General features: G+C 66.8%; 19 protein-coding genes. All 19 read right to left on the bottom strand.

The window, feature by feature from the left end; translation table 11 throughout:
* The 19 genes from murD to argS all read right to left on the bottom strand — a co-directional run bounded on the left by murD (position 1) and on the right by argS (position 18752).
* Complete coding sequence (gene murD, locus M2341_RS04625) at positions 1 to 1335, bottom strand: UDP-N-acetylmuramoyl-L-alanine--D-glutamate ligase (RefSeq protein ID WP_264584396.1); 1335 nt, start codon at positions 1333 to 1335, stop codon at positions 1 to 3.
* Positions 1332 to 2402, bottom strand: coding sequence for a phospho-N-acetylmuramoyl-pentapeptide-transferase (gene mraY, locus M2341_RS04620; protein WP_264584395.1), 1071 nt, complete (start codon positions 2400 to 2402; stop codon positions 1332 to 1334). The genes murD and mraY overlap by 4 nt, the downstream gene beginning before the upstream one ends.
* Positions 2402 to 3781 (bottom strand): UDP-N-acetylmuramoyl-tripeptide--D-alanyl-D-alanine ligase, encoded by a 1380-nt coding sequence (locus M2341_RS04615; protein ID WP_264584394.1) that lies wholly within the window; start codon positions 3779 to 3781, stop codon positions 2402 to 2404. The genes mraY and M2341_RS04615 overlap by 1 nt, the downstream gene beginning before the upstream one ends.
* Positions 3778 to 5205, bottom strand: coding sequence for a UDP-N-acetylmuramoyl-L-alanyl-D-glutamate--2,6-diaminopimelate ligase (locus M2341_RS04610; RefSeq protein ID WP_413715689.1), 1428 nt, complete (start codon positions 5203 to 5205; stop codon positions 3778 to 3780). The genes M2341_RS04615 and M2341_RS04610 overlap by 4 nt, the downstream gene beginning before the upstream one ends.
* Entirely contained in the window at positions 5205 to 6959 is a 1755-nt protein-coding gene (locus M2341_RS04605; protein ID WP_264578308.1) for a peptidoglycan D,D-transpeptidase FtsI family protein, read from the bottom strand. The genes M2341_RS04610 and M2341_RS04605 overlap by 1 nt, the downstream gene beginning before the upstream one ends.
* Positions 6959 to 7594, bottom strand: a complete 636-nt coding sequence (locus tag M2341_RS04600; RefSeq protein WP_264584392.1) for a colicin transporter — start codon at positions 7592 to 7594, stop codon at positions 6959 to 6961. The genes M2341_RS04605 and M2341_RS04600 overlap by 1 nt, the downstream gene beginning before the upstream one ends.
* On the bottom strand, positions 7591 to 8571 hold the full coding sequence (rsmH, locus tag M2341_RS04595; RefSeq protein WP_264584391.1) for a 16S rRNA (cytosine(1402)-N(4))-methyltransferase RsmH: 981 nt from the start codon (positions 8569 to 8571) through the stop codon (positions 7591 to 7593). Before rsmH ends, M2341_RS04600 begins: the two co-directional genes overlap by 4 nt.
* Positions 8571 to 9050, bottom strand: a complete 480-nt coding sequence (locus tag M2341_RS04590; RefSeq protein WP_220128503.1) for a division/cell wall cluster transcriptional repressor MraZ — start codon at positions 9048 to 9050, stop codon at positions 8571 to 8573. The genes rsmH and M2341_RS04590 overlap by 1 nt, the downstream gene beginning before the upstream one ends.
* 197 nt (positions 9051 to 9247) lie before the next feature.
* A complete protein-coding gene (locus M2341_RS04585) occupies positions 9248 to 10639 on the bottom strand; it encodes a GldG family protein (protein ID WP_264584390.1) in 1392 nt (463 codons plus the stop codon).
* Between the two features lie 20 nt (positions 10640 to 10659).
* Positions 10660 to 11088, bottom strand: coding sequence for a hypothetical protein (locus M2341_RS04580; RefSeq protein WP_264572193.1), 429 nt, complete (start codon positions 11086 to 11088; stop codon positions 10660 to 10662).
* Between the two features lie 11 nt (positions 11089 to 11099).
* Positions 11100 to 12086: a cysteine synthase A gene (locus M2341_RS04575; RefSeq protein ID WP_264572192.1), complete on the bottom strand. Its 987-nt coding sequence runs from the start codon at positions 12084 to 12086 to the stop codon at positions 11100 to 11102.
* Positions 12087 to 12181: 95 nt separating this feature from the next.
* Positions 12182 to 12970 (bottom strand): twin-arginine translocase subunit TatC, encoded by a 789-nt coding sequence (tatC, locus tag M2341_RS04570; RefSeq protein WP_181558853.1) that lies wholly within the window; start codon positions 12968 to 12970, stop codon positions 12182 to 12184.
* Positions 12967 to 13437: a Sec-independent protein translocase protein TatB gene (gene tatB, locus M2341_RS04565; protein ID WP_264584389.1), complete on the bottom strand. Its 471-nt coding sequence runs from the start codon at positions 13435 to 13437 to the stop codon at positions 12967 to 12969. Before tatB ends, tatC begins: the two co-directional genes overlap by 4 nt.
* 29 nt (positions 13438 to 13466) lie before the next feature.
* Positions 13467 to 13709 carry a twin-arginine translocase TatA/TatE family subunit gene (locus tag M2341_RS04560; protein WP_181558851.1) on the bottom strand — a complete coding sequence of 81 codons (243 nt, stop codon included), beginning with the start codon at positions 13707 to 13709 and terminating at the stop codon, positions 13467 to 13469.
* A gap of 95 nt (positions 13710 to 13804) precedes the next feature.
* Entirely contained in the window at positions 13805 to 14422 is a 618-nt protein-coding gene (gene scpB, locus M2341_RS04555) for an SMC-Scp complex subunit ScpB (protein ID WP_264584388.1), read from the bottom strand.
* The gene (locus M2341_RS04550) at positions 14419 to 15174 is read right to left on the bottom strand and encodes a segregation and condensation protein A (RefSeq protein ID WP_264585986.1); all 756 of its coding nucleotides are present in this window, start codon (positions 15172 to 15174) and stop codon (positions 14419 to 14421) included. Before M2341_RS04550 ends, scpB begins: the two co-directional genes overlap by 4 nt.
* Before the next feature lie 62 nt (positions 15175 to 15236).
* Positions 15237 to 16253, bottom strand: a complete 1017-nt coding sequence (gene nagZ / locus M2341_RS04545; protein ID WP_264584387.1) for a beta-N-acetylhexosaminidase — start codon at positions 16251 to 16253, stop codon at positions 15237 to 15239.
* A gap of 10 nt (positions 16254 to 16263) precedes the next feature.
* Positions 16264 to 17025 (bottom strand): SPOR domain-containing protein, encoded by a 762-nt coding sequence (locus M2341_RS04540; RefSeq protein WP_264584386.1) that lies wholly within the window; start codon positions 17023 to 17025, stop codon positions 16264 to 16266.
* Complete coding sequence (gene argS, locus M2341_RS04535; protein WP_264584385.1) at positions 17025 to 18752, bottom strand: arginine--tRNA ligase; 1728 nt, start codon at positions 18750 to 18752, stop codon at positions 17025 to 17027. The genes M2341_RS04540 and argS overlap by 1 nt, the downstream gene beginning before the upstream one ends.
* Positions 18753 to 18803: the final 51 nt, after the last annotated feature.

The following is an 18803-nucleotide window of genomic DNA, read 5'->3' as shown; positions in this document are numbered from 1 at the left end:
TCATGCCCCTGCCCCCGTTTCTGCCCCTGCTTTATCGCGAAGCGCGGCCACGGCGGCCGCAAAGGCATCGCCCCGCGCCTCGAAATCCCGGAACTGATCGAACGACGCGCAGGCCGGCGAAAGCAGGACGATATCGCCCGGCTGCGCATGCGCGGCAGCCTCGGCCACGGCCGTGACCATCAACTCGCATTCGGTGACGGGCACGGAGGCCTCACCCAGCAGACGGGCGAACAGCGGCCCGGCCTCGCCGATGGTGTAGCCACGCGCGATGTTGGGGAAGCCCGCCGCGCACTCATCGAGCGAATCCGACTTGGCGAGACCGCCGAGGATCCAGTGGATGCGCGGCCGTCCGTCGACCGGTGGCCAGGCAGCGAGCGCCGGTGCGGTCGAGGCGGCGTTGGTCGCCTTGCTGTCGTTGACGAACAGCACGCCGTCGATCTCGGCCACGCGCTGCATGCGATGCGGCAGGCTGACATAGCTGGCCAGCGCCTGCGCCGTCGTCTCGGGCGCAATGCCCAGCGCCTCTGCCACGGCCTTGGCGACCGCGACATTCTGCGCATTGTGCGGCCCCTGCAAGGCCGGCCAGCGCGACTGGTCCTCGGCGGCAATCGACTGGGCCGTCACGGGCACGGTCTGCGGCAGAGCATCGGCGATGCGCCGCGTCACCGCGTCGTCCACCGCGATGATCGCCGGATGATCGGGCGACTGCATGGCAAAGAGGCGCTGCTTGGAGGCGACATAGCCCTCAAAGCCATCATAGCGGTCGAGATGGTCTGGCGTGATGTTGAGCAGCACCGCCACGTCGCAATCGAGGCTGAAGGTCAGATCGATCTGATAGCTGGAAAGCTCCAGCACATAGACGCCGCCCTCCGGCAGCGGGGCCTGCGCGAGAATGGGCAGGCCGATATTCCCGCCCATGCGCGAGGGCAGCCCCGCCGTGCGCACGATGTGATCGATCAGCGCCGTGGTGGTCGATTTGCCGTTGGTGCCGGTGATGCCGACCACGCGATGCGCCGGCAGGCTCGACCGTGCCAGCGCGAACAGCTCGATGTCGCCGATGATCGGCACGCCGGCGGCGCGCGCGCGGCATGTGACCGGATGACGGTTGAGCGGCACGCCCGGCGATACGACCAGCGCGTCCAGCCCGGTCAGGTCCATCTCCATCGGATCGCCCAGCTCAGCCTTGTCGGCCACCAGTGCCCGCGCATCCTCGCGCTGGTCCCAGGCGATGACATGAGCACCGCTGGCGGCCAGCGCATCGACCGTGGCGAGGCCGGAGCGGGCCAGCCCCAGAACGGCATAGCGCTTGCCGGCAAAGGCGGTGGAAATGATCATCGCAGCTTCAAAGTCGCAAGACCGGCGAGCGCGAGGACGAAGGAGACGATCCAGAAGCGGATTACGACGGTGGATTCAGGCCAGCCAAGCTGCTCGAAATGATGATGGATGGGCGCCATGCGGAACACCCTTCTGCCGGTGCGCTTGTAGAAGAACACCTGAATGACGACCGACATCGCCTCCACCACGAAGATGCCGCCGATGACCGCCAGCACGATCTCGTGATGGGCCGCCACGGCGATCACGCCGATGGTGCCGCCCAGTGCGAGGCTGCCGGTATCACCCATGAACACCGCCGCCGGCGGCGCGTTGAACCACAGGAAGGCGAGGCATGCCCCGACAATCGCGCCGCACAGGATCACCAGATCGCCCGCGCCCGGCACATGGGGAATGCCGAGATAGGCCGCATAATCGGCGCGGCCGACCAGATAGACGATGAGCATGAAGGCCATCGAGGCCACGATCACGGGCATGGAGGCCAGCCCGTCCAGCCCGTCGGTGAGGTTCACGGCATTGCCGAAGGCGACGATGACGAAGGCGCCGAACAGATAATAAAGCGGCCCGAGGTCCAGCGCCCCGCCGCTCCAGAAGGGCAGATACAGCAAGGTGCCGTTCTGGCTGACGATCAGCCAGGTGGCGAAACCGGCGATGCCGAATTCCGCCAGCAGGCGCGCCCGGGCGGAGAGGCCCTTGTGGCTCGCCTTGGTCACCTTGTCATAATCGTCCATGAAACCGATGGCGCCAAAGCCCAGCGTGACGATGAGGCAGGCCCAGATATAGACCGAGGTGACGTTCATCCACAGCAGCACCGCGCTCGCCATGGCGGTGAGGATCATCAACCCGCCCATGGTCGGCGTGCCGCGCTTGACGAAGTGCGTCTGCGGCCCATCCTCTCGGATCGGCTGCCCCTTGCCCTGGCGGACGCGCAGCCAGCCAATGAAGCGGGGACCGATCACCAGCCCAATGATCAGCGCCGTCATGATCGCGGCGCCGGCCCGGAATGTGAGGTAGCGGACCAGGTTGAAGATGCCTGGGAAATTCAGTTGTTCAGCGAGCCAATAAAGCATCAGGCCACCTCGCTTGCTGCGAGCTGTTCGACAAGTCGCGAAAGTCCGACACTGTTGGACCCCTTGACCAGCATCACATCACCGCTTTTGACCGTTAAGCGTGCGAATTCAACGGCCTGATCGACATTTGCGACATGCTCGACGGAAATTTCGCCGGCCAGAGCATCGGCGAGCGGTGCCATTTCCTCGCCGACCAGAAGCGCCACATCCACCCTCGCATCGCGGATGGCCTGCGCCAGCCCCGCATGAAGCGGCGCGGACTGGTCGCCAAGCTCCTTCATCGCGCCCAGTATCGCGATCCGCCGCTGCGCGCGCTCCTCGCCAAGCTGGGCCAATGTGGCGGCCATGGAGGCGGGATTGGCGTTATAGGCTTCATCGATGATCAAGGCCTCGCCACCGTCCGCGGTTGCGATGGGGCGGCGCGCGCCCCGGCCCGGCAGCCCGGTCATTTCCGCCAGCGCGAGCCCAGCCTGCGCCAGATCGCCACCGGCCGCCTCGACCACGGCCAGCACGCCCAGCGCATTGCTGACCCAGTGGCGACCGGGCATTCCGACCACCAGACTGAGGCGCGTCGCGCGGGTCTGCACGGTGATGCGGGTGCCGGCAGCGCCCACGGACATTTCGTCGATCAGTCGGACATCCGCGCCGGCATCGCGCCCGAAGGTCACGACTTGTCCGGCGTGACGACGGGCGTGGTCGGTCAGCAGCGGCCCATGGGGTGAGTCGGCGGGGATAACCGCCGTGCCGCCTTCGACAAGGCCTTCGAATATCTCCGCCTTGGCCAGCGCGATCTTCTCTTCCGTCCCGAAATATTCGATGTGCGCGGGCGCAATAGTCGTGACGATGGCGACATGCGGGCGGACGAGCGCGGTCAGCGCGCGCAGCTCGCCCTCGTGATTCATGCCCATCTCGAACACGCCATAGCGCGCCTCGCGCGGCATCCGCGCCAGCGAAAGCGGCACGCCGACATGATTATTGTAGCTCTTGAGCGAACGATGGGCGGCGCCCTGGCTCATCCGGTCGAACGCGCCGAACAGCGCTTCCTTGACCCCGGTCTTGCCGACCGACCCGGTGACGCCGATGATTTTTGCCGACGTCCGTTCGCGCGAGGCACGGCCAAGATCATCGAGGCCCTTCGCGGTGTCGGCGACGCGAACGCAAGGCCCCTCGACCGCCCGATCCACCAGCAGCCCCGATGCGCCGGACGCCAGCGCCCCTGGAATATAGGCGTGACCATCCGCGCTCTCGCCATGCAGCGCGACGAAGAGATCGCCGGTCGCGACCTCGCGGCTATCGAACGCGACGCCGCCCACCGCGAAGGCCGTGGAGGCTGTCCCGCCGGTTGCTGCGGCGATCTCGTCGGAGGTCCACAAGCTCATGCAGCGCATTCCCGCGCCACGGTGACATCGTCGAACGGCAGCACGCGGTCGCCGATGATCTGGCCCTGCTCATGCCCCTTGCCGGCCAGCAGCACGATATCGTCCGGCCCCGCCTCGGCAATGGCGGCAGCAATGGCAGCCCGTCGCCCGCCAATCTCCCGCGCGCCCGGCGCGCCGGCCATGATCGCGGCGCGGATCACCTGTGGGTCTTCCCCGCGCGGATTGTCATCGGTGACGATCACGACATCGCTCAGGTCGCTGGCAACGCCGCCCATCAGCGGGCGCTTGCCGGCATCACGATCCCCGCCGGCGCCGAACACGGTGATGAGCCGACCGCGCACATGCGGACGCAGCGCTTCGATGGCCGCCCGCAGCCCGTCGGGCGTATGGGCGTAATCGACATAAACCGGCGCACCCGCAGTGGTGATGACGGCGCGTTCCAGCCGGCCGCGCACCGGCTGCACGCGCGAGAGCAATCCCAGCACCGTCTTCAGCGCACCGCCGGTTGCGAGGACCAATCCGGCGGAAACCAGCGCATTGGCGGCCTGATAGGCGCCGATGAGCGGCAGATCGACCTTGTGCGTGCCGCCCTCCGCCTCGATCATAAGCGTCTGCCCGAGATGCGTCGGCGTTTGCGTCACCAGCCGCAGCGTCTCGCCGGCCGAACCGACGGTCATCAACTGCAAGCCCCGGCGACGCACATGCTCGATCACTTCGGCAGAGCGTTCGTCATCGGCCCAGATGACAGCGACGCCGTCGTCGGCGACAACCTCGTCGAACAGCCGCATCTTGGCGGCGAAATACATGTCCATGGTGCCGTGATAATCGAGATGATCGCGGCTCAGATTGGTGAAGGCGCCCGCCGCAACGCGCGGCCCCTCGGCCCGATATTGGGCCAGCCCATGGCTCGACGCCTCATAGGCGACATGATCGACGCCTTCCTTGGCGAGCCCGGCGAGATTGGAGAGGAAGGTCACCACGTCCGGGGTCGTGAGGCCGGTCGAAACCTGATCCACGGCGGTCGTCACGCCCAGCGTGCCGATGGACGCGGCGCCATGGCCCATCATGCGCCAAAGCTGCCGGGTGAGCTCCACCGTCGAGGTCTTGCCGTTGGTGCCGGTGACCGCGACCAGCGTCTGCGGATAGGGCGCATAATAGCGGGCCGCGAGGCTCGCGAACAGGCGGCGCGGTTCCTCGGCGGCGATGTGGGGGACGCCGGCCACGCGCGCATCCGGCGCCGCGACGACAGCCACGGCGCCCGCAGCGATGGCGGCGTCGATAAAGTCCTCGCCATTCACCCGCGCGCCGCGAAACGCGCCGAATACGGCGCCGGGCGCCACCTTGCGATGGTCCAGCGCGAAGCCGCTCACCTCGGCGTCCTTGGCGGGATCAATCGAGTCAGGCACAAGCGTGGAAAGGCGCATCATTCGGCCACCTCTTCGTCTTTGACCAACGGGGTCAGCTCAGAAATGTCGACATCGCGGAACGCCTCGGGATAGACGCCCAGCAGCGGCGCGGCGCGCGACACGAAGGACTTCACCACCGGGGCGGCCGTATAAGCGGCCGTGCGGATGCCCGGGTAGCGCGCACTACCCTGCGGCTCGTCCATCATGACGATGACGACGTAGCGCGGCGCTTCCATCGGGAAAGCCGCAGCGAAGGTGGAGACCAGCGAGCGACGGGCATAGCCGCCATCCTTGGGTTTCTCGGCCGTTCCGGTCTTGCCGCCGACGCGATAGCCTTCGGCATCCGCATTGCGCCCGGTGCCGGTCTGCACGATCATCCGCAGCAACTGGCGCATCTTCGCGCTGGTCTGCTCGGAGAAGACCCGGCGGGCGGCCACTTGTTCATTCGGCTTGCGCTTGAGAACGGTGGTGGGGTGCCAGATGCCGCCATTCACCAGAGCGGCATATGCGCTCGCCAGATGCATCGGCGTCACGGCGATGCCATGGCCATAGGCCGTCGTCATGATCGTCGTGCGATACCAGCGCGACGGGAACAGCGTGCCGGCCTGTTCGCGCAGCTCCACCGTGGCCGGACGGTCGAACTCCAGCGAGCGATAGGCAGCCTCAAGCGGCTTTTGCCCCATTTCATCGGCGATGCGGGCCGTGACGATGTTGCTGGAGTGCACCAGCGCCTCCGGCACCGTCAGCCAGCGGCCCAGTGGGTGGTCATCCTTGATGGTGAAGCGCCCGACGGGCAGCGGCGCCGTGGCATCATAGCGCTTGCTCATGCTGACGATGACGCCCGCATCCATGGCGATGGCGAAGGACAGCGGCTTGAACGTCGAGCCTAGCTCGTAGCGCGCCTGAACCACGCGATTGCAGCGCGGCGACATGTCGCAGGTGATCTGGCCCCTGCGCATTTGGCCGTCCGGGCCCATCACCATCGGCGCTTCGACCGGCACCAGGCGGTTGGGATTGAATGTGGGCAGAGACGCCATCGCGATCACTTCGCCATTGCGCGAATCCAGCACGATGCCCACGGCGCCCTTGGCGCTCTGTTCCGCCATGCCGAGCGAAAGCTCTTCCTCCAGCGCGGCCTGAACGCGGCTATCGATGGAGAGCTGCAGCGGCTGCCCGCGCGTCTTTTCGTCAGTCAGCCGGTCATCGAACGCGCGCTCGACGCCCATGGCACCGAACCCGTCCCGATTGACGAAGCCGATGAGGTGCGCGGCCAGCGTGCGCTGCGGATACAGACGCTCCGCCTCACGCGGGAACTCGATGCCGATCTCGCCCAACGCGTTCACAGCGGCGACGTCGCGCGGGACGGCGCGGGTGCGGAGGTAGTTCCACTGCCCGCCCGAGGTCAGCTTGGCGTAAAAATCCGCTTCGGACTGGTCGGGGAAGATCGCGTGGAGCTTTTTGGCCAGATCGCGCGGATCGCCTAGCAGGCGGTCGCGGCGCACGGCAATGGCGTAACCGTCGATATCGCGCGCCAGCGGCACGCCGTTGCGATCGACAATATCGGCGCGCCCCGGAATCGGGATGGGGCTGGCCATGCGCTCGGCCTGGGTGCCGGCATCGATGCCCATCCAGACCATTTTCGCCGCCATCACCATTGTGATCGCGGCGAAAATAAGCAGGAGGAGCATGATCCGGCCGTGGGCCACCGTGACCAGATCTGTCGGCTTCCGATTCTCGGAACGCGGCTCCGGCCGCGCCAAAATGGTGGCCATCAGGGCACCATGGCTTCACTTAGAGCCGGGCCGCCGAGCAGCTTCTTGTCGAGCAGGGCCAGCCGGGCTGCCTTGCGGGAGGCCGGATCGGGCTCGACAGTGCGGCGCGCCGCAGCCTCTGCCGGCGCGCGCGTTGCCGGCGCCGTTTTCGCCTTAGCGTCCGCCACGGGCGGCCGGGGCTCGGCAGCCGAGGCGGTGCGAATGAAGGCGAACTCCGAGGCCACATCTGCGCCGCTGCGCGCTGCCGGCTTTTCGGGCGCTGCCGCGACCGGCGCAGGCGGGGTGTTCTGGGCCATCGCGGTCATGACGGGCGGCGGGCTATAGCCGCCGGTCACCGGCGCCATGCGGTCCAGATTGGCGAGCGCGCGCTCATTGGGCAGATATTGCGCGGGCGCCGGCACATACAGGCGCAGGTCGCTGGTGTTCCAGGCATGGAGCTGACGCATGGTTGCCCGCGCGCCGAATTCCGCCTCAAGATAGCGGATGTCGGCGCGGGTCCAGCGGATCTGGTCGATCGTATGCCGCACCGCGTTCCGCTCCGTCGCAACCTGCAGGCTGATCAGATAGGCGGCGAGCGCCCCCATGGCGACCACGAGAATCCACATGATGCTTTGCAAGCGCTTGATGGCGATCATGATCGTGCTCCCACAGATTGGTGCATGGCAGGGGCTTCAGTTCGGATGGCGCTACGCAGGGTTGCGGAGCGCGCACGGGGGTTGGACTTGAGTTCGGCATCGCCGGGGCGAACAGCGCGGGCGGGCTTCTGGAAGGTCGGCCGCACGGCGGATTTGACTTCCGGTCGGTGGCGCGAGCCGGCACCCTCCTGCCCGCTGCGCGTGCGGAGGAAATTCTTGACGATGCGATCTTCCAGGCTGTGGAAGGTCACCACCGCCAGCCGGCCGCCCGGGCGCAACACGGCCTCGGCGGCATCCAGACCGCGCTCCAGCGCATCCAGCTCGCCATTGAGATGAATGCGGATCGCCTGGAAAGTCCGCGTCGCCGGATCGGTCTTGTCGCCGGGCCGCTTGCCGAGCGCCTTGTGGACCGCGCCGACGAGATCGCCGATGGTCGCCAGCGGGCGCGCCGCCACGATGGCGCGCGCGACACGGCGCGACTGCCGCTCCTCGCCATAATGATAGAGGATGTCGGCCAGCTCGGTCTCATCGACGCGGTTGAGAAATTCGGCTGCCGTTTCGCCGGACTGGTTCATCCGCATATCCAGGGGGGCATCCGGAAAGCGGAACGAGAAGCCGCGCCGCTCGCGATCAAGCTGCATCGAGGAGACGCCGATATCCAGCGTCACGCCATCCACGCCGTCGACACCGGCCTCAGCCAGCAGCCGTTCCATCTGCGCGAAATTGCCGGCGAGCAGCGTGATCGCGCCCTCGCTGGCTGCGACGACCGCCTGCCCTTCGGCAATGGCGTCAGGATCCTGATCGATCGCGATGACCCGCGCGCCGCGCGCGGCCATGGCGCGGCTGTACCCGCCGGCACCGAATGTGCCGTCGACATGACGCTCGCCAGGGGCAATGGCAAGCGCGTCCAGCACTTCGTCGAGCAGCACGGGGCGGTGCGGCTCGGCCGGCGGGTTCGCAAGGGAAGCCGCGCTCATCAGCGCTCCTCCCGTTTGGCCTTGAGCTCATCGAGGAAGGTTTCGCATTCCTCGATGGCAAGCAGGTTCGCCGAATTCTCGGCGAGGAAGCGCTCGGGGCTCCAAAGCTGGACGAGGCGGCCGCCCCCCACAATGAAGAGCGCGTCGGTGATGCCGTACAACCGCCGAAAAGCCGGCGGCAGGGTGAACCTGCCGCCGGAGTCGATGGTAACGGTCTTGATGGTGCTCCAGAAGTTCGCGTCCGCCATTTCCGCGTCGAAATCCTCGCCACGGGTCATGGCGATGCGGGCGGCCTCGTCGAACTTGTTCTGAAAGAAATCGAGCTGTTTGCTGCCGAAAAGCGACACATATTTGCGGGTGGGGTCAGCCCGAACAAGCATGGTGCCGGGCTGGGTGCTGTGCTCATTCAGGACGGAGCGGAACGACATCGGCAGCGCGAAGCGCCCCTTGCCGTCCAGGGCACTGGCCCCGTTCCCCATGAAATAAGCCGATGACACCCCAACGAACTCCCTGCGCGGGGCACAGGCCTTCCCGCTCCGGAAAGCACCAAGCTGACCGGTTGATAGACTCGCGAAGATACGAGTGCCCCTAGGCCTGCGGTATTAGCAGTCCGCCCCCGGGGAGAAAAGGGAGAATCTTGGATAAAGTGGGAAATGATGGGAAAATCTTGGGCAGATTAGGGAGAAACGCCCTCCGTTTTTCTTATGTTCTCATTATGACCCGTATTTGTCCGAACCATGGGCTGGGAATAGCGGGGATTGCGCACCACCAGCGCCAGCAGGAGGGAGAGGGCCAGCGCAGCGGCCAGCGCGAAGCGCAGACCCCGCACCAGAGCGGCCTCGTCCTTCACCCAACTCGTGAACACGCTCGTGGACACTGGCTCGCTGCGGAGCCACGCGGCGAGAACGTCCGGCGAATCGCTGGTGCGCAGCGCGCGGTCGGCCCCATCCTGCGAGGCCAGCGTCCAAAGGCGGTCATCGATCCAGTCCGCATCCGCCACCAGCAACGCCTGCCCCCTGCCCAACCGACAGGTCGCGATGAACCCCTGCTCGGCGGGCGTGCAGCCGGCTGTCGGTTCGCGCACCACAAAGCGCGAGGCACCTGCCACCTGCAGCAAGGCGCCTGACGCTAAGGTGCGCCGATCCGACGCCTCGCCCCCATGGCCATCGCCATGGGATTGCGCGCTGAATTCCGCAGCCTCCAGCCGCAGGCCCCAATGAGCCAGCAGCGGATCGAGCAGACTCGTGAGCGGCGGCCGCCCAGGATGGACGAGCGGGCGCGGGTCCGGCCAGAGCAACAGCGGATCGGCCAGCACCACCGCGCGTCCACCCGCGCGCACCCAGCGGTCCAGCGCGACCAGTTCTTCCGGCGCCATCGCGCGCGGCTGCGCCAGAAGCACGGCCTCGTGCCCGGCAAGGCTCTGGTCACTGAGCGCGTCCAGAGGGTGCAGGGCGACATGGAGGTCCAGCGCGCGCAGCAGGGGCGAGCGCAGGCCGATCGACTGCGTCGCCGGCACTCCGTGAACGGCGCCCATGGCGACATCATGCAAGGGCAAGGCCGAGAACAAAGCGACGCTGGGCCGATCCCCGGCGGCGGCCGATTGGGAAGCATTGCGCATGGCCGGCACGGCCCAATTCGCGACAAGCACAGCCCCTACGCACAGCGCCAGCGCCGAACCCAGCCTTACCCGGCGGGAGCGGCCTGCGACCAAGGCCCACAGACTGCCGACGATGGCCAGCCCGGCCGCGAGCGCGATCATGCCGGCCCAAGGCAGACGGACGGACGCCAACCCGATCAGGCACAGCGGCGGCAGCAAGACGACGGCCCACAGAGCCGCAACCGTCGGCCAGCGCAGCCTCGCAGGAGCAGCCTCGGCGCGGTCACCCTGCCCGGCGCGGGCGGCGCGTGTCAGCAGGATGGCGCCCAGAATGATCCCCGCCGTGCCCGGCCACAGCCAATCGAGCGGATCGAGCCGCCCGGTCCGCAGGCTGGAGCCGGTCAGCCCGAGCAGAAGCGACAGGATGGCAGGGGCAAGCGTCGCCGCCAGCAGCAAGGCAGTGCGGGGCATCGCGGCAACCGGGCGACGGCTCAGGGCGTCTGCTGCTGGGCGGGGCGCTGCGATTGGGCCTGATCGCGGTCCTGATCCATGCGCTGACGCAATTGCGGATCGGGCTCCAGATCGGGCACGGGCGATGGCAGGATGGGCGCGGCGCTGTCCGATGTGGTCGGGGTGACGCCCAGATCCGCCAGCGGCTCGTTGTTGGTCGGTGCCGGGGTGCCGGTCGTATTGGCGCCACCGGTCTGTGCGGCAGCGGACGACGCATCGCTCGACATCGTCGCGGTATCGCTCGTCCCATCCTGGCGGACAGCATCGACGATCAGGTTCGCCAGCGTCACGACCAGCAGCACCGCGGCCAGCCCCACCAGGCCGATCTGCACGCGCTGCAATTCTTCACGATGGGCGCGAACGTCGCTCTTGCGGCTCACTGCTTCCCGTTCGGGCCGACTGTCCGCCATTTTTGCGCTCCCTAGTCCGCCAACCATGGGAAAGGCGTCAATCCTTTGGAAACCAGCCAGTCCCGATTGTAAAGCGTGGAAAGATAGCGAAGGCCCGTGTCGCACAGGATGGTGACGATGCGGCTGCCCGGCCCGAGCTTGCGCCCCAGCGCCACGGCACCCGCGACATTGATGCCGGTGGAAAGGCCAACGCACAGCCCCTCGCCCATCAGCTTCTCGACCCACATCATGCCTTCTTCGTCAGACATGCGGAACTGCGTGTCGATCGGCGCACCTTCGAGATTGGCGGTGATGCGCCCCTGCCCGATCCCCTCGGCGACCGAAGAGCCTTCCGCCTTCAACTCGCCATGGGCGTAATAATTGTACAGCGCCGCGCCATAAGGGTCGGTCAGCGCGATGGTGATCGCCTCGCTCTTCTGCTTGAGGCCAAGGCCGACGCCCGCAAGCGTGCCGCCTGTCCCGGCCGCGCAGGTAAAGCCGTCGATGCGCCCTTCCATCTGCGCCCAGATTTCCTCGGACGTGCCGACGATGTGGGCCTTGCGATTGGCGATATTGTCGAACTGGTTGGCCCAGATCGCGTTCGGCGTTTCCTCGGCGAGACGGCGCGAGGTGTGCACGAAGTGACCGGGATTGGCATAAGGCGCGGCGGGGACGAGCACCAGCTCGGCACCAAGCGCGCGCAACGTGTCCATCTTCTCGCGGCTCTGCGTCTCGGGCATGACGATGATCGTGCGATAGCCCTTGGCATTCGCGACCAGCGCCAGGCCGATGCCGGTGTTGCCGGCCGTGCCCTCGACGATGGTGCCGCCGGGCTGCAGCAGGCCCTTTTCCTCGGCATCTTCCACGATGAACAGGGCGGCGCGGTCCTTGACCGAGGCGCCCGGGTTCATGAACTCGCATTTGCCGTAGATTTCGGCGCCGCTGGCCTCGGACGGCCCGGCCAGCCGGACGAGAGGCGTATTACCGATGAGGGAGATCGTATTGGGATGGACGGTCATAGCGACTGACTAGGACGACGAAGCGCGCTGGGCAAGGCAGGAGATTGCATGGCCGCCGCAAGCCCAGCTTCTCGCCCGAGGCGGCCGGAACGCGCTTATTCGGACCGGACGAGCGCCTGCTCGTCCTCGCCCTGTTCGCGGGCCGCGCGCCGATCCGTAAACCAGATGAAGATCAGCGTCATTTCGTAAAGAATGATGAGCGGAATCGCGAGCATGAGCTGCGAGACCACATCGGGCGGCGTGAGAACCGCCGCCACCGCCACCGCACCGACGATGAAATAGCGCCGCGCACCCACCAGTTGCGCACGCGAGACGATGCCGGCGCGATTGAGCAGCATCACCAGCACCGGCAGAAGAAAGCTGATGCCGAAGGCCAGGATGAACTGCATGACGAGGCTGAGATAGCTGTCCACGCTGGGCAGCGCCTCCAGCTGCATCCCGCCCGCATCACCCTGGAAGCGCAGGAAGAAGTGGAATGCGGTCGGCATCACCAGATAATAAGCGAACGCCGCGCCGCCGACGAACAGGATGGGCGTTGCCAGCAGGAAGGGCAGCAGCGCCCGCTTTTCCTTGGCATAAAGACCCGGCGCAATGAACGCCCAGAGCTGGTTGGCGGTGATCGGGAAGGAGATGAAGAAGGCGCCGAACATAGCGACCTTCAATTCCACGAAGAACGCCTCATAAAGCTTTGTATAGACGAGCTTCCCAACGGAGTTGCCGAAACCCTGCTTGAGAGGCTCGACAAGGAAGCCGAGAATATCGCCCGCAAAATAATAGCAGACCGCGCCGGAGATGAAGAGCGCGGCAACGCAGCGCAACAGGCGCTTTCTCAGCTCGATGAGATGATCGAGCAGCGGCGCCTTGGTATCGTCAATGTCCTTCATGCGGTACGCGGTCCGTTCGGCTCGTCGGGGGTGCCAAGCGGCAGGCTGGACTGCGCCATGCTCTCGCCGGCGGGCGCGTCGGGCTTGTGCGCCGGGCCGGCATCCTCGACCGTCTCGCCGGGATGGGACGGCGCGTCATCGGTCGCGACCTTATCGTCACGATCCCCCAGCAGTTCCGGCGCGCTATGATCCTGCAGGGCGGCTGTGCTCTCTGGATCGCTGAACTCCGTATTGCGGGTTTCGTCCATGATCTTTTGGTTCTGCTTGGCCCACTGCTTCTGCAGTTCCTCAAGCTCGGCTTCGCGCACCATGGCGTCGATGCCGCTGCGGAAATGGCGCGCCATGCCGCGCGCCTTCCCGACGATCTGACCGAATTTATAGAGCGCGCGCGGCAAATCCTTGGGGCCGATCACGAGGACCGCCACCACCGCGATCAGCAGCAGCTCTGTGGACGCAATGTCAAACATGCCAGGTTGGCCTGATCAGACCGCCCGGATCAGCTTTCGAGCTTCTGCTCTTCGCGCGTCGCGCTGCTCTCGCCGGCTGCGGACTGGCGATCGATGCGCTGCGCAGGCTTCGCCGCGCTCGCCGTATCGCCGTCATCATCCGCAAGGCCCTTCTTGAAGCTCTTAATACCCTTGGCGACATCGCCCATCAGGCTGGAGATGCGTCCGCCGCCGAACAGCAGCACGATCACCAGCACCAGTACGACCCAGTGAATCGGGGAACCGAAACCCATCAGAAATCTCCTGTGAATGCGCCCTAACTAAGCCCTGCGGGTCCATAGCGCAATGGCCATCCCGGCATCAGCCCTTGCCTCATCGAATAAGGCGATCAGTCCTCATCTTCTTCATCTTGTGGGTCATTTTCAAGACTCCCCTGCAAATCCAGCGATTCCATCGCCAGATCGACCGGATCGAGCAGGCCGGCAGCGCGCAGATCGTCGATCCCGGGCAGATCGCGCCGGCTGGCGAGGCCGAAGTGGCTCAGAAAATCAGGGGTCGTCGCATAAGTGAGCGGCCGTCCCGGCACCTCTCGCCGCCCCGCCGGGCGCACCCAGCCCGCCTCCATCAGCACGTCCAGCGTCCCCTTGCCGACCTGCACGCCGCGAATCGCCTCGATCTCCGCGCGGCTGACCGGTTCGTGATAAGCGATGATCGCCAGCGTCTCGACCGCGGCCCGGCTGAGCTTGCGCGGCTCCTCCCGCTCGCGGCGCAGGATATGACTGAGATCGGCTGCCGTCTGGAAATGCCAGCGCCCGCCCCGCTCGACCAGTTCAATCCCGCGACCGGCATAATGCGCGGCCAAAGCCGACAGGCAGCCCCGGATATCGCCGTCCAGCCCGCTATGCCGCTGGATCTCGGCGACCGTCAGCGGCGCCTCGGCCGCGAACAGCACGGCTTCCACGAGACGTTCCATCTCGCTCGCAGCATGGGACTCCGGCGCGCTCATGACGGCACCGCCGGCGCGCGCAGATACAGCGGCGCGAACGTCTCTTCCTGCCGCAGTTCCACGCGACCCAGCCGCGCAAGCTCCAGCGCTGCGACGAAACTGCTGGCCAGGGCCGAGCGGCGCAGTTGCGGATCGGCGGTTTCGGGCAGGAACCGACCCAGCTCCGCCCAGTCCAGCTCCATGCCGATCAGGCGCGACACCCGCTCGATGGCTTCATCCAGCGTCATCACCGGCCGGCGATGGACGATGTGGATGCGCGGCGCCGTCCGCGCCTTCACCTGCCCATAGGCCTGAATGATGTCGAACAGGCTGGCCTGCCACACGATTGCGCGGGGCCGATGCAGCCCTTCCGGCGATGCGCGGGGGAAGACGTCCCGGCCCAGGCGATCCCGCGCCATCAGACGTGCGCCCGCCTCGCGCATCGCCTCCAGCCGCTGCAGCCGCAGATGCAGGCGCAGCGCCAGTTCTTCCGGCGAGGGCTCGGGCTGCGCTTCCTTGGGCAGCAGCAGCCCGGATTTGAGATAGGCGAGCCAGGCCGCCATCACCAGATAATCGGCGGCCAGTTCCAGTCGCAGTTCCGCAGCTTCCTCGATGAAACGCAGATATTGCTCGACAAGGGCGAGGATGGAAATCTCGCGCAGATCCACCTTCTGCGTCCGCGCCAGCGCCAGAAGAAGATCGAGCGGCCCCTCCCAGCTTTCCACGGAGACGGTGAGGATGGCATCGCCCGGCAGGCGGCGGACAGGCTCCATCCACTCGCCATCGAACAGCCCGGTCGGCGCCTTATCGGCAGGCTGGACGGGCGAGCTGGCGCTCATGCCGGCGTGAGCGCCAAGAGCGCGTCGCGCGTCGCCATCGCCTTTTCGCCCGGCCAGGCCGGATCTGCGCCGCCGGCGATGCTCGCCATCGCCCGGTCCAGTCGCTCACGCGCTGCATCGGACATGTCCGGCAACCGCGCGGCGATGGCCGTCATCTCGTCCATCCGCCCCCAGCAATTGAGCGCAAGATCGCAACCGGCAGCGACCACCGCTTCGGCCAGTTCATCCGCCGGACCGTTCAGCGCCTTCATGTCGAGATCGTCGGACATCAGCAGGCCATCAAAGCCAATGGCGCCGCGAATAATCTCGCGAATCACATAAGGCGACAGGCTGGCTGGCCGGTCCGCATCCCAGGCGGTGTAAACGATATGCGCGGTCATCCCCGCCGGAGCGTGACGCAGCGCCCGGAATGGCGCGAGGTCGCGCTCCATCTCGTCGGCGCTGGCCGAGACCGTGGGCAAAGCGAGGTGGCTGTCGACCAGCGCGCGGCCATGTCCCGGCATATGCTTGACGATGCCGGCGACGCCGCCGTCCCTCAGCCCCTCCAGCGTCGCCCGGCCCAGCGCTGCGACGCGCTTCGGCTCAGCGCCGAAGGACCGATCCCCAACAATGTCGCTCGCGCCGGGATAGCGCAGATCGAGCACAGGGGCGGCATTGGCGGTGATGCCGACATCCGAGAGCATCGTGCCCAGCAGACGCGCATTGCAGCGCGCGGCTTCCATGGCGCTGGAGGGCGCGAGATCATAAAGGGCATCGAAGCGTGCGGCGGGGGGACATTCCGGCCAGTGCGGCGGGCGCATGCGGGCGACGCGACCCCCTTCCTGATCGATCATGATGTACAGATCGTCCCGCCCGGCGATCTCGCGCAACTCGTCGGTGAGCGCGCGCAATTGGCCGCGGTCGGCGATGTTGCGGCCGAACAGGATGTAGCCCGCGGGGTCGCAGGCCTGGAACAGCGCCCGCTCTTCCGCGCTGACACGCTCGCCGGCAAGGCCGAAGATGACCGGCTTCATCGCGCGGAGATCACCGAACGACGATGCAATTTTCGCCCGCCACGCGCAGCCGCCCGCAGGTGGCGGTGGCATCCGCCGGGGAGGCGACGCTGGCGCGCAGACGATACAGGGTGCGTCCGCCCGTCTCGACCGGCTCGACACTGTGCTTGAGGGCCGAGAGATAATCGAATCGGCCGGACTGCTTCTTCCAGACCTCCTCGGCGATGGCGCGCGACGCAAAGGCGCCGAGCTGGACGCGCGGCCCGGTCAAGGTATCGACATCCTCGACCTTCGCCGGAGCCGGCGCCGCAGGCTTGGGCGTGGCGGCCGTCTTGACCGGCGCGATGACGGTGGGCTTTGCCGTCGGACGCTCCGCCGGGACAGCCAGAGCCGGCGCGGTCGGGCCGGTCTGCTTCAAATCGTCACGCGGTGCTTCCGGCACGCGGCTCGCATCGATGCGGCCCGAAGCCTCCCGGCCCTCGCTGGCTGCAAAGGCTTCGTCCCCTTCCCCATCGAAGGTGCGCGCATCCGACGCGTTGGCCGGAACCTTGTAATCCTTGTTCTCCGCCGCGATCAGCGGTGCCGAGCCATCGCTGCCGCTGCGATCACGATTGCTGAACAGATAGCCGCCGGCGACAATCACACCGAGCAGAACCAGGCCCAGCACCGCCAGACCGACAATGCGGATCGGGGATACCCTTTCGGTCTCTTCCTCGATTCCTGCGGGCTCCAGCCAGGGCAGCCGGTCCTCGTCATCAAGATTGAGACCGTTATTCGGCTCCCCGGCTGACATCAGTTCATCTCCTCAAGCGCGCTGACGCCCATCAGGGCCAGGCCGTTCTTGATAACCTGACCGATTCCGGCGCTCAAGTGCAGTCGCGCCGCAGTGAGGCCCGCATCGCCCGCGACGATCACGCGCCGCTCGGGCTGATCGTTGCCGAGGTTCCACCAGCCATGGAAGCTGGCGGCAAGATCGTAGAGATAGAAGGCGACGCGATGCGGCTCACGCGCATTGGCGGCGGCTTCGACCACGCGGGGGAAAGTGGCCAGCTGCTTGACCAGATCCAGCTCCTCCGGGCCGAACAGCGCGCTGTCCGCCGCGGGCAGACCGTCCGGGAAGCTCTCCTGCACCCGGCGCGCCAGCGAGGAAATCCGCGCATGGGCATATTGCACGTAGAAGACCGGATTGTCCTTGCTGGCTTCCACCACCTTGGCGAAGTCGAAATCCATCTGCGCATCGGCCTTGCGCGTCAGCATGGTGAAGCGCACGACATCCTTGCCGACCTCCTCGACGACGTCGGCCAGCGTGACGAAATTGCCGAGCCGCTTGCCCATGCGGACCAGCTCGCCGTTGCGCATCAGGCGCACCATCTGGACCAGCTTGACGTCGAACTGGACCTTGCCGCCGGTCAGCGCAGCCACGGCCGCCTTGATGCGTTTGACGGTGCCGGCATGGTCGGCGCCCCAGATGTCGATCAGCTGGTCGGCATTCTCGGCCTTCTGGGCATGATATGCGAGGTCGGTGCCGAAATAGGTCAGCCCGCCATCGGACTTGCGCACCGGCCGGTCGCTATCGTCGCCGAACTGCGTCGCCCGGAAGAGCGTCATCTCGGTCGGCTCCCAATCGTCAGGCAGTTCACCCTTCGGCGGCTCCAGCACGCCCTGATAGATGAGGCCCTCCGCCTCCAGCCGGGCCAGCGCGGCATCGACGCGGCCGGCCTGCTGCACGGCCGCCTCGGAGGCGAAGACATCATGGTGAATCCCGAGCAGCGCCAGATCGGCGCGGATCATGTCCATCATCGCAGCGACGGCGCGCTCGCGGAACAGGTCAAGCCAGTCGGCTTCCGGGGCTCCGACGTAGCGGTCGCCAAATTCCGCCGCCAGCGCCTGACCGATGGGGATCAGATATTCGCCCGGATAGAAGCCCTCGGGGATCGCGATGGTCTCGCCCAGCGCCTCACGATAGCGCAAATGCACCGAGCGACCGAGCGTCTGCACCTGCGCGCCGGCATCGTTGATATAATATTCGCGGATGACGCTGTGTCCGGCATATTCGAGCAGCGCCGCCAGCGCATCGCCGACGACCGCGCCCCGGCAATGGCCCATGTGCATCGGCCCGGTCGGATTGGCCGAGACATATTCGATGTTGACGCGCACGCCCTTGCCCATCGTCGAGCGGCCATAATCGGACCCAGCCGCATGGATGGCCGCCAGCTCGTCTTCCCAGGCGGTGCGGACAAGGCGCAGGTTGATGAAGCCGGGGCCGGCGATCTCCACGCCGTCGACATCCGCGAGCGTCCGCAGCCGGCCGGCGATCAGCTCGGCAAGGGCGCGGGGATTGGTGCCGGCGGGCTTGGCCAGCACCATCGCGGCATTGGTCGCCATGTCGCCATGAGAGGGGTCGCGCGGCGGTTCGACGGTCACAGCGGCGCGATTGAGGCCGGCGGGCAATTCGCCAGCCTGCACCATGTCGTCCAGAAGGCCGTCCAGCGCGGCGGCGATACGAGCGAAGATATTCATCGGGTCAGCGGTCCTGTCAGCATCGGCGGCGCGGCTGCAGGATGCTGCGGT

Source organism: Sphingobium sp. B7D2B, assembly GCF_025961895.1.
In the GTDB taxonomy this organism is placed as follows: domain Bacteria; phylum Pseudomonadota; class Alphaproteobacteria; order Sphingomonadales; family Sphingomonadaceae; genus Sphingobium.
The sequence above is the reverse complement of the archived record's forward strand: the minus strand, read 5'-3'. Positions and strand labels throughout refer to the sequence as shown.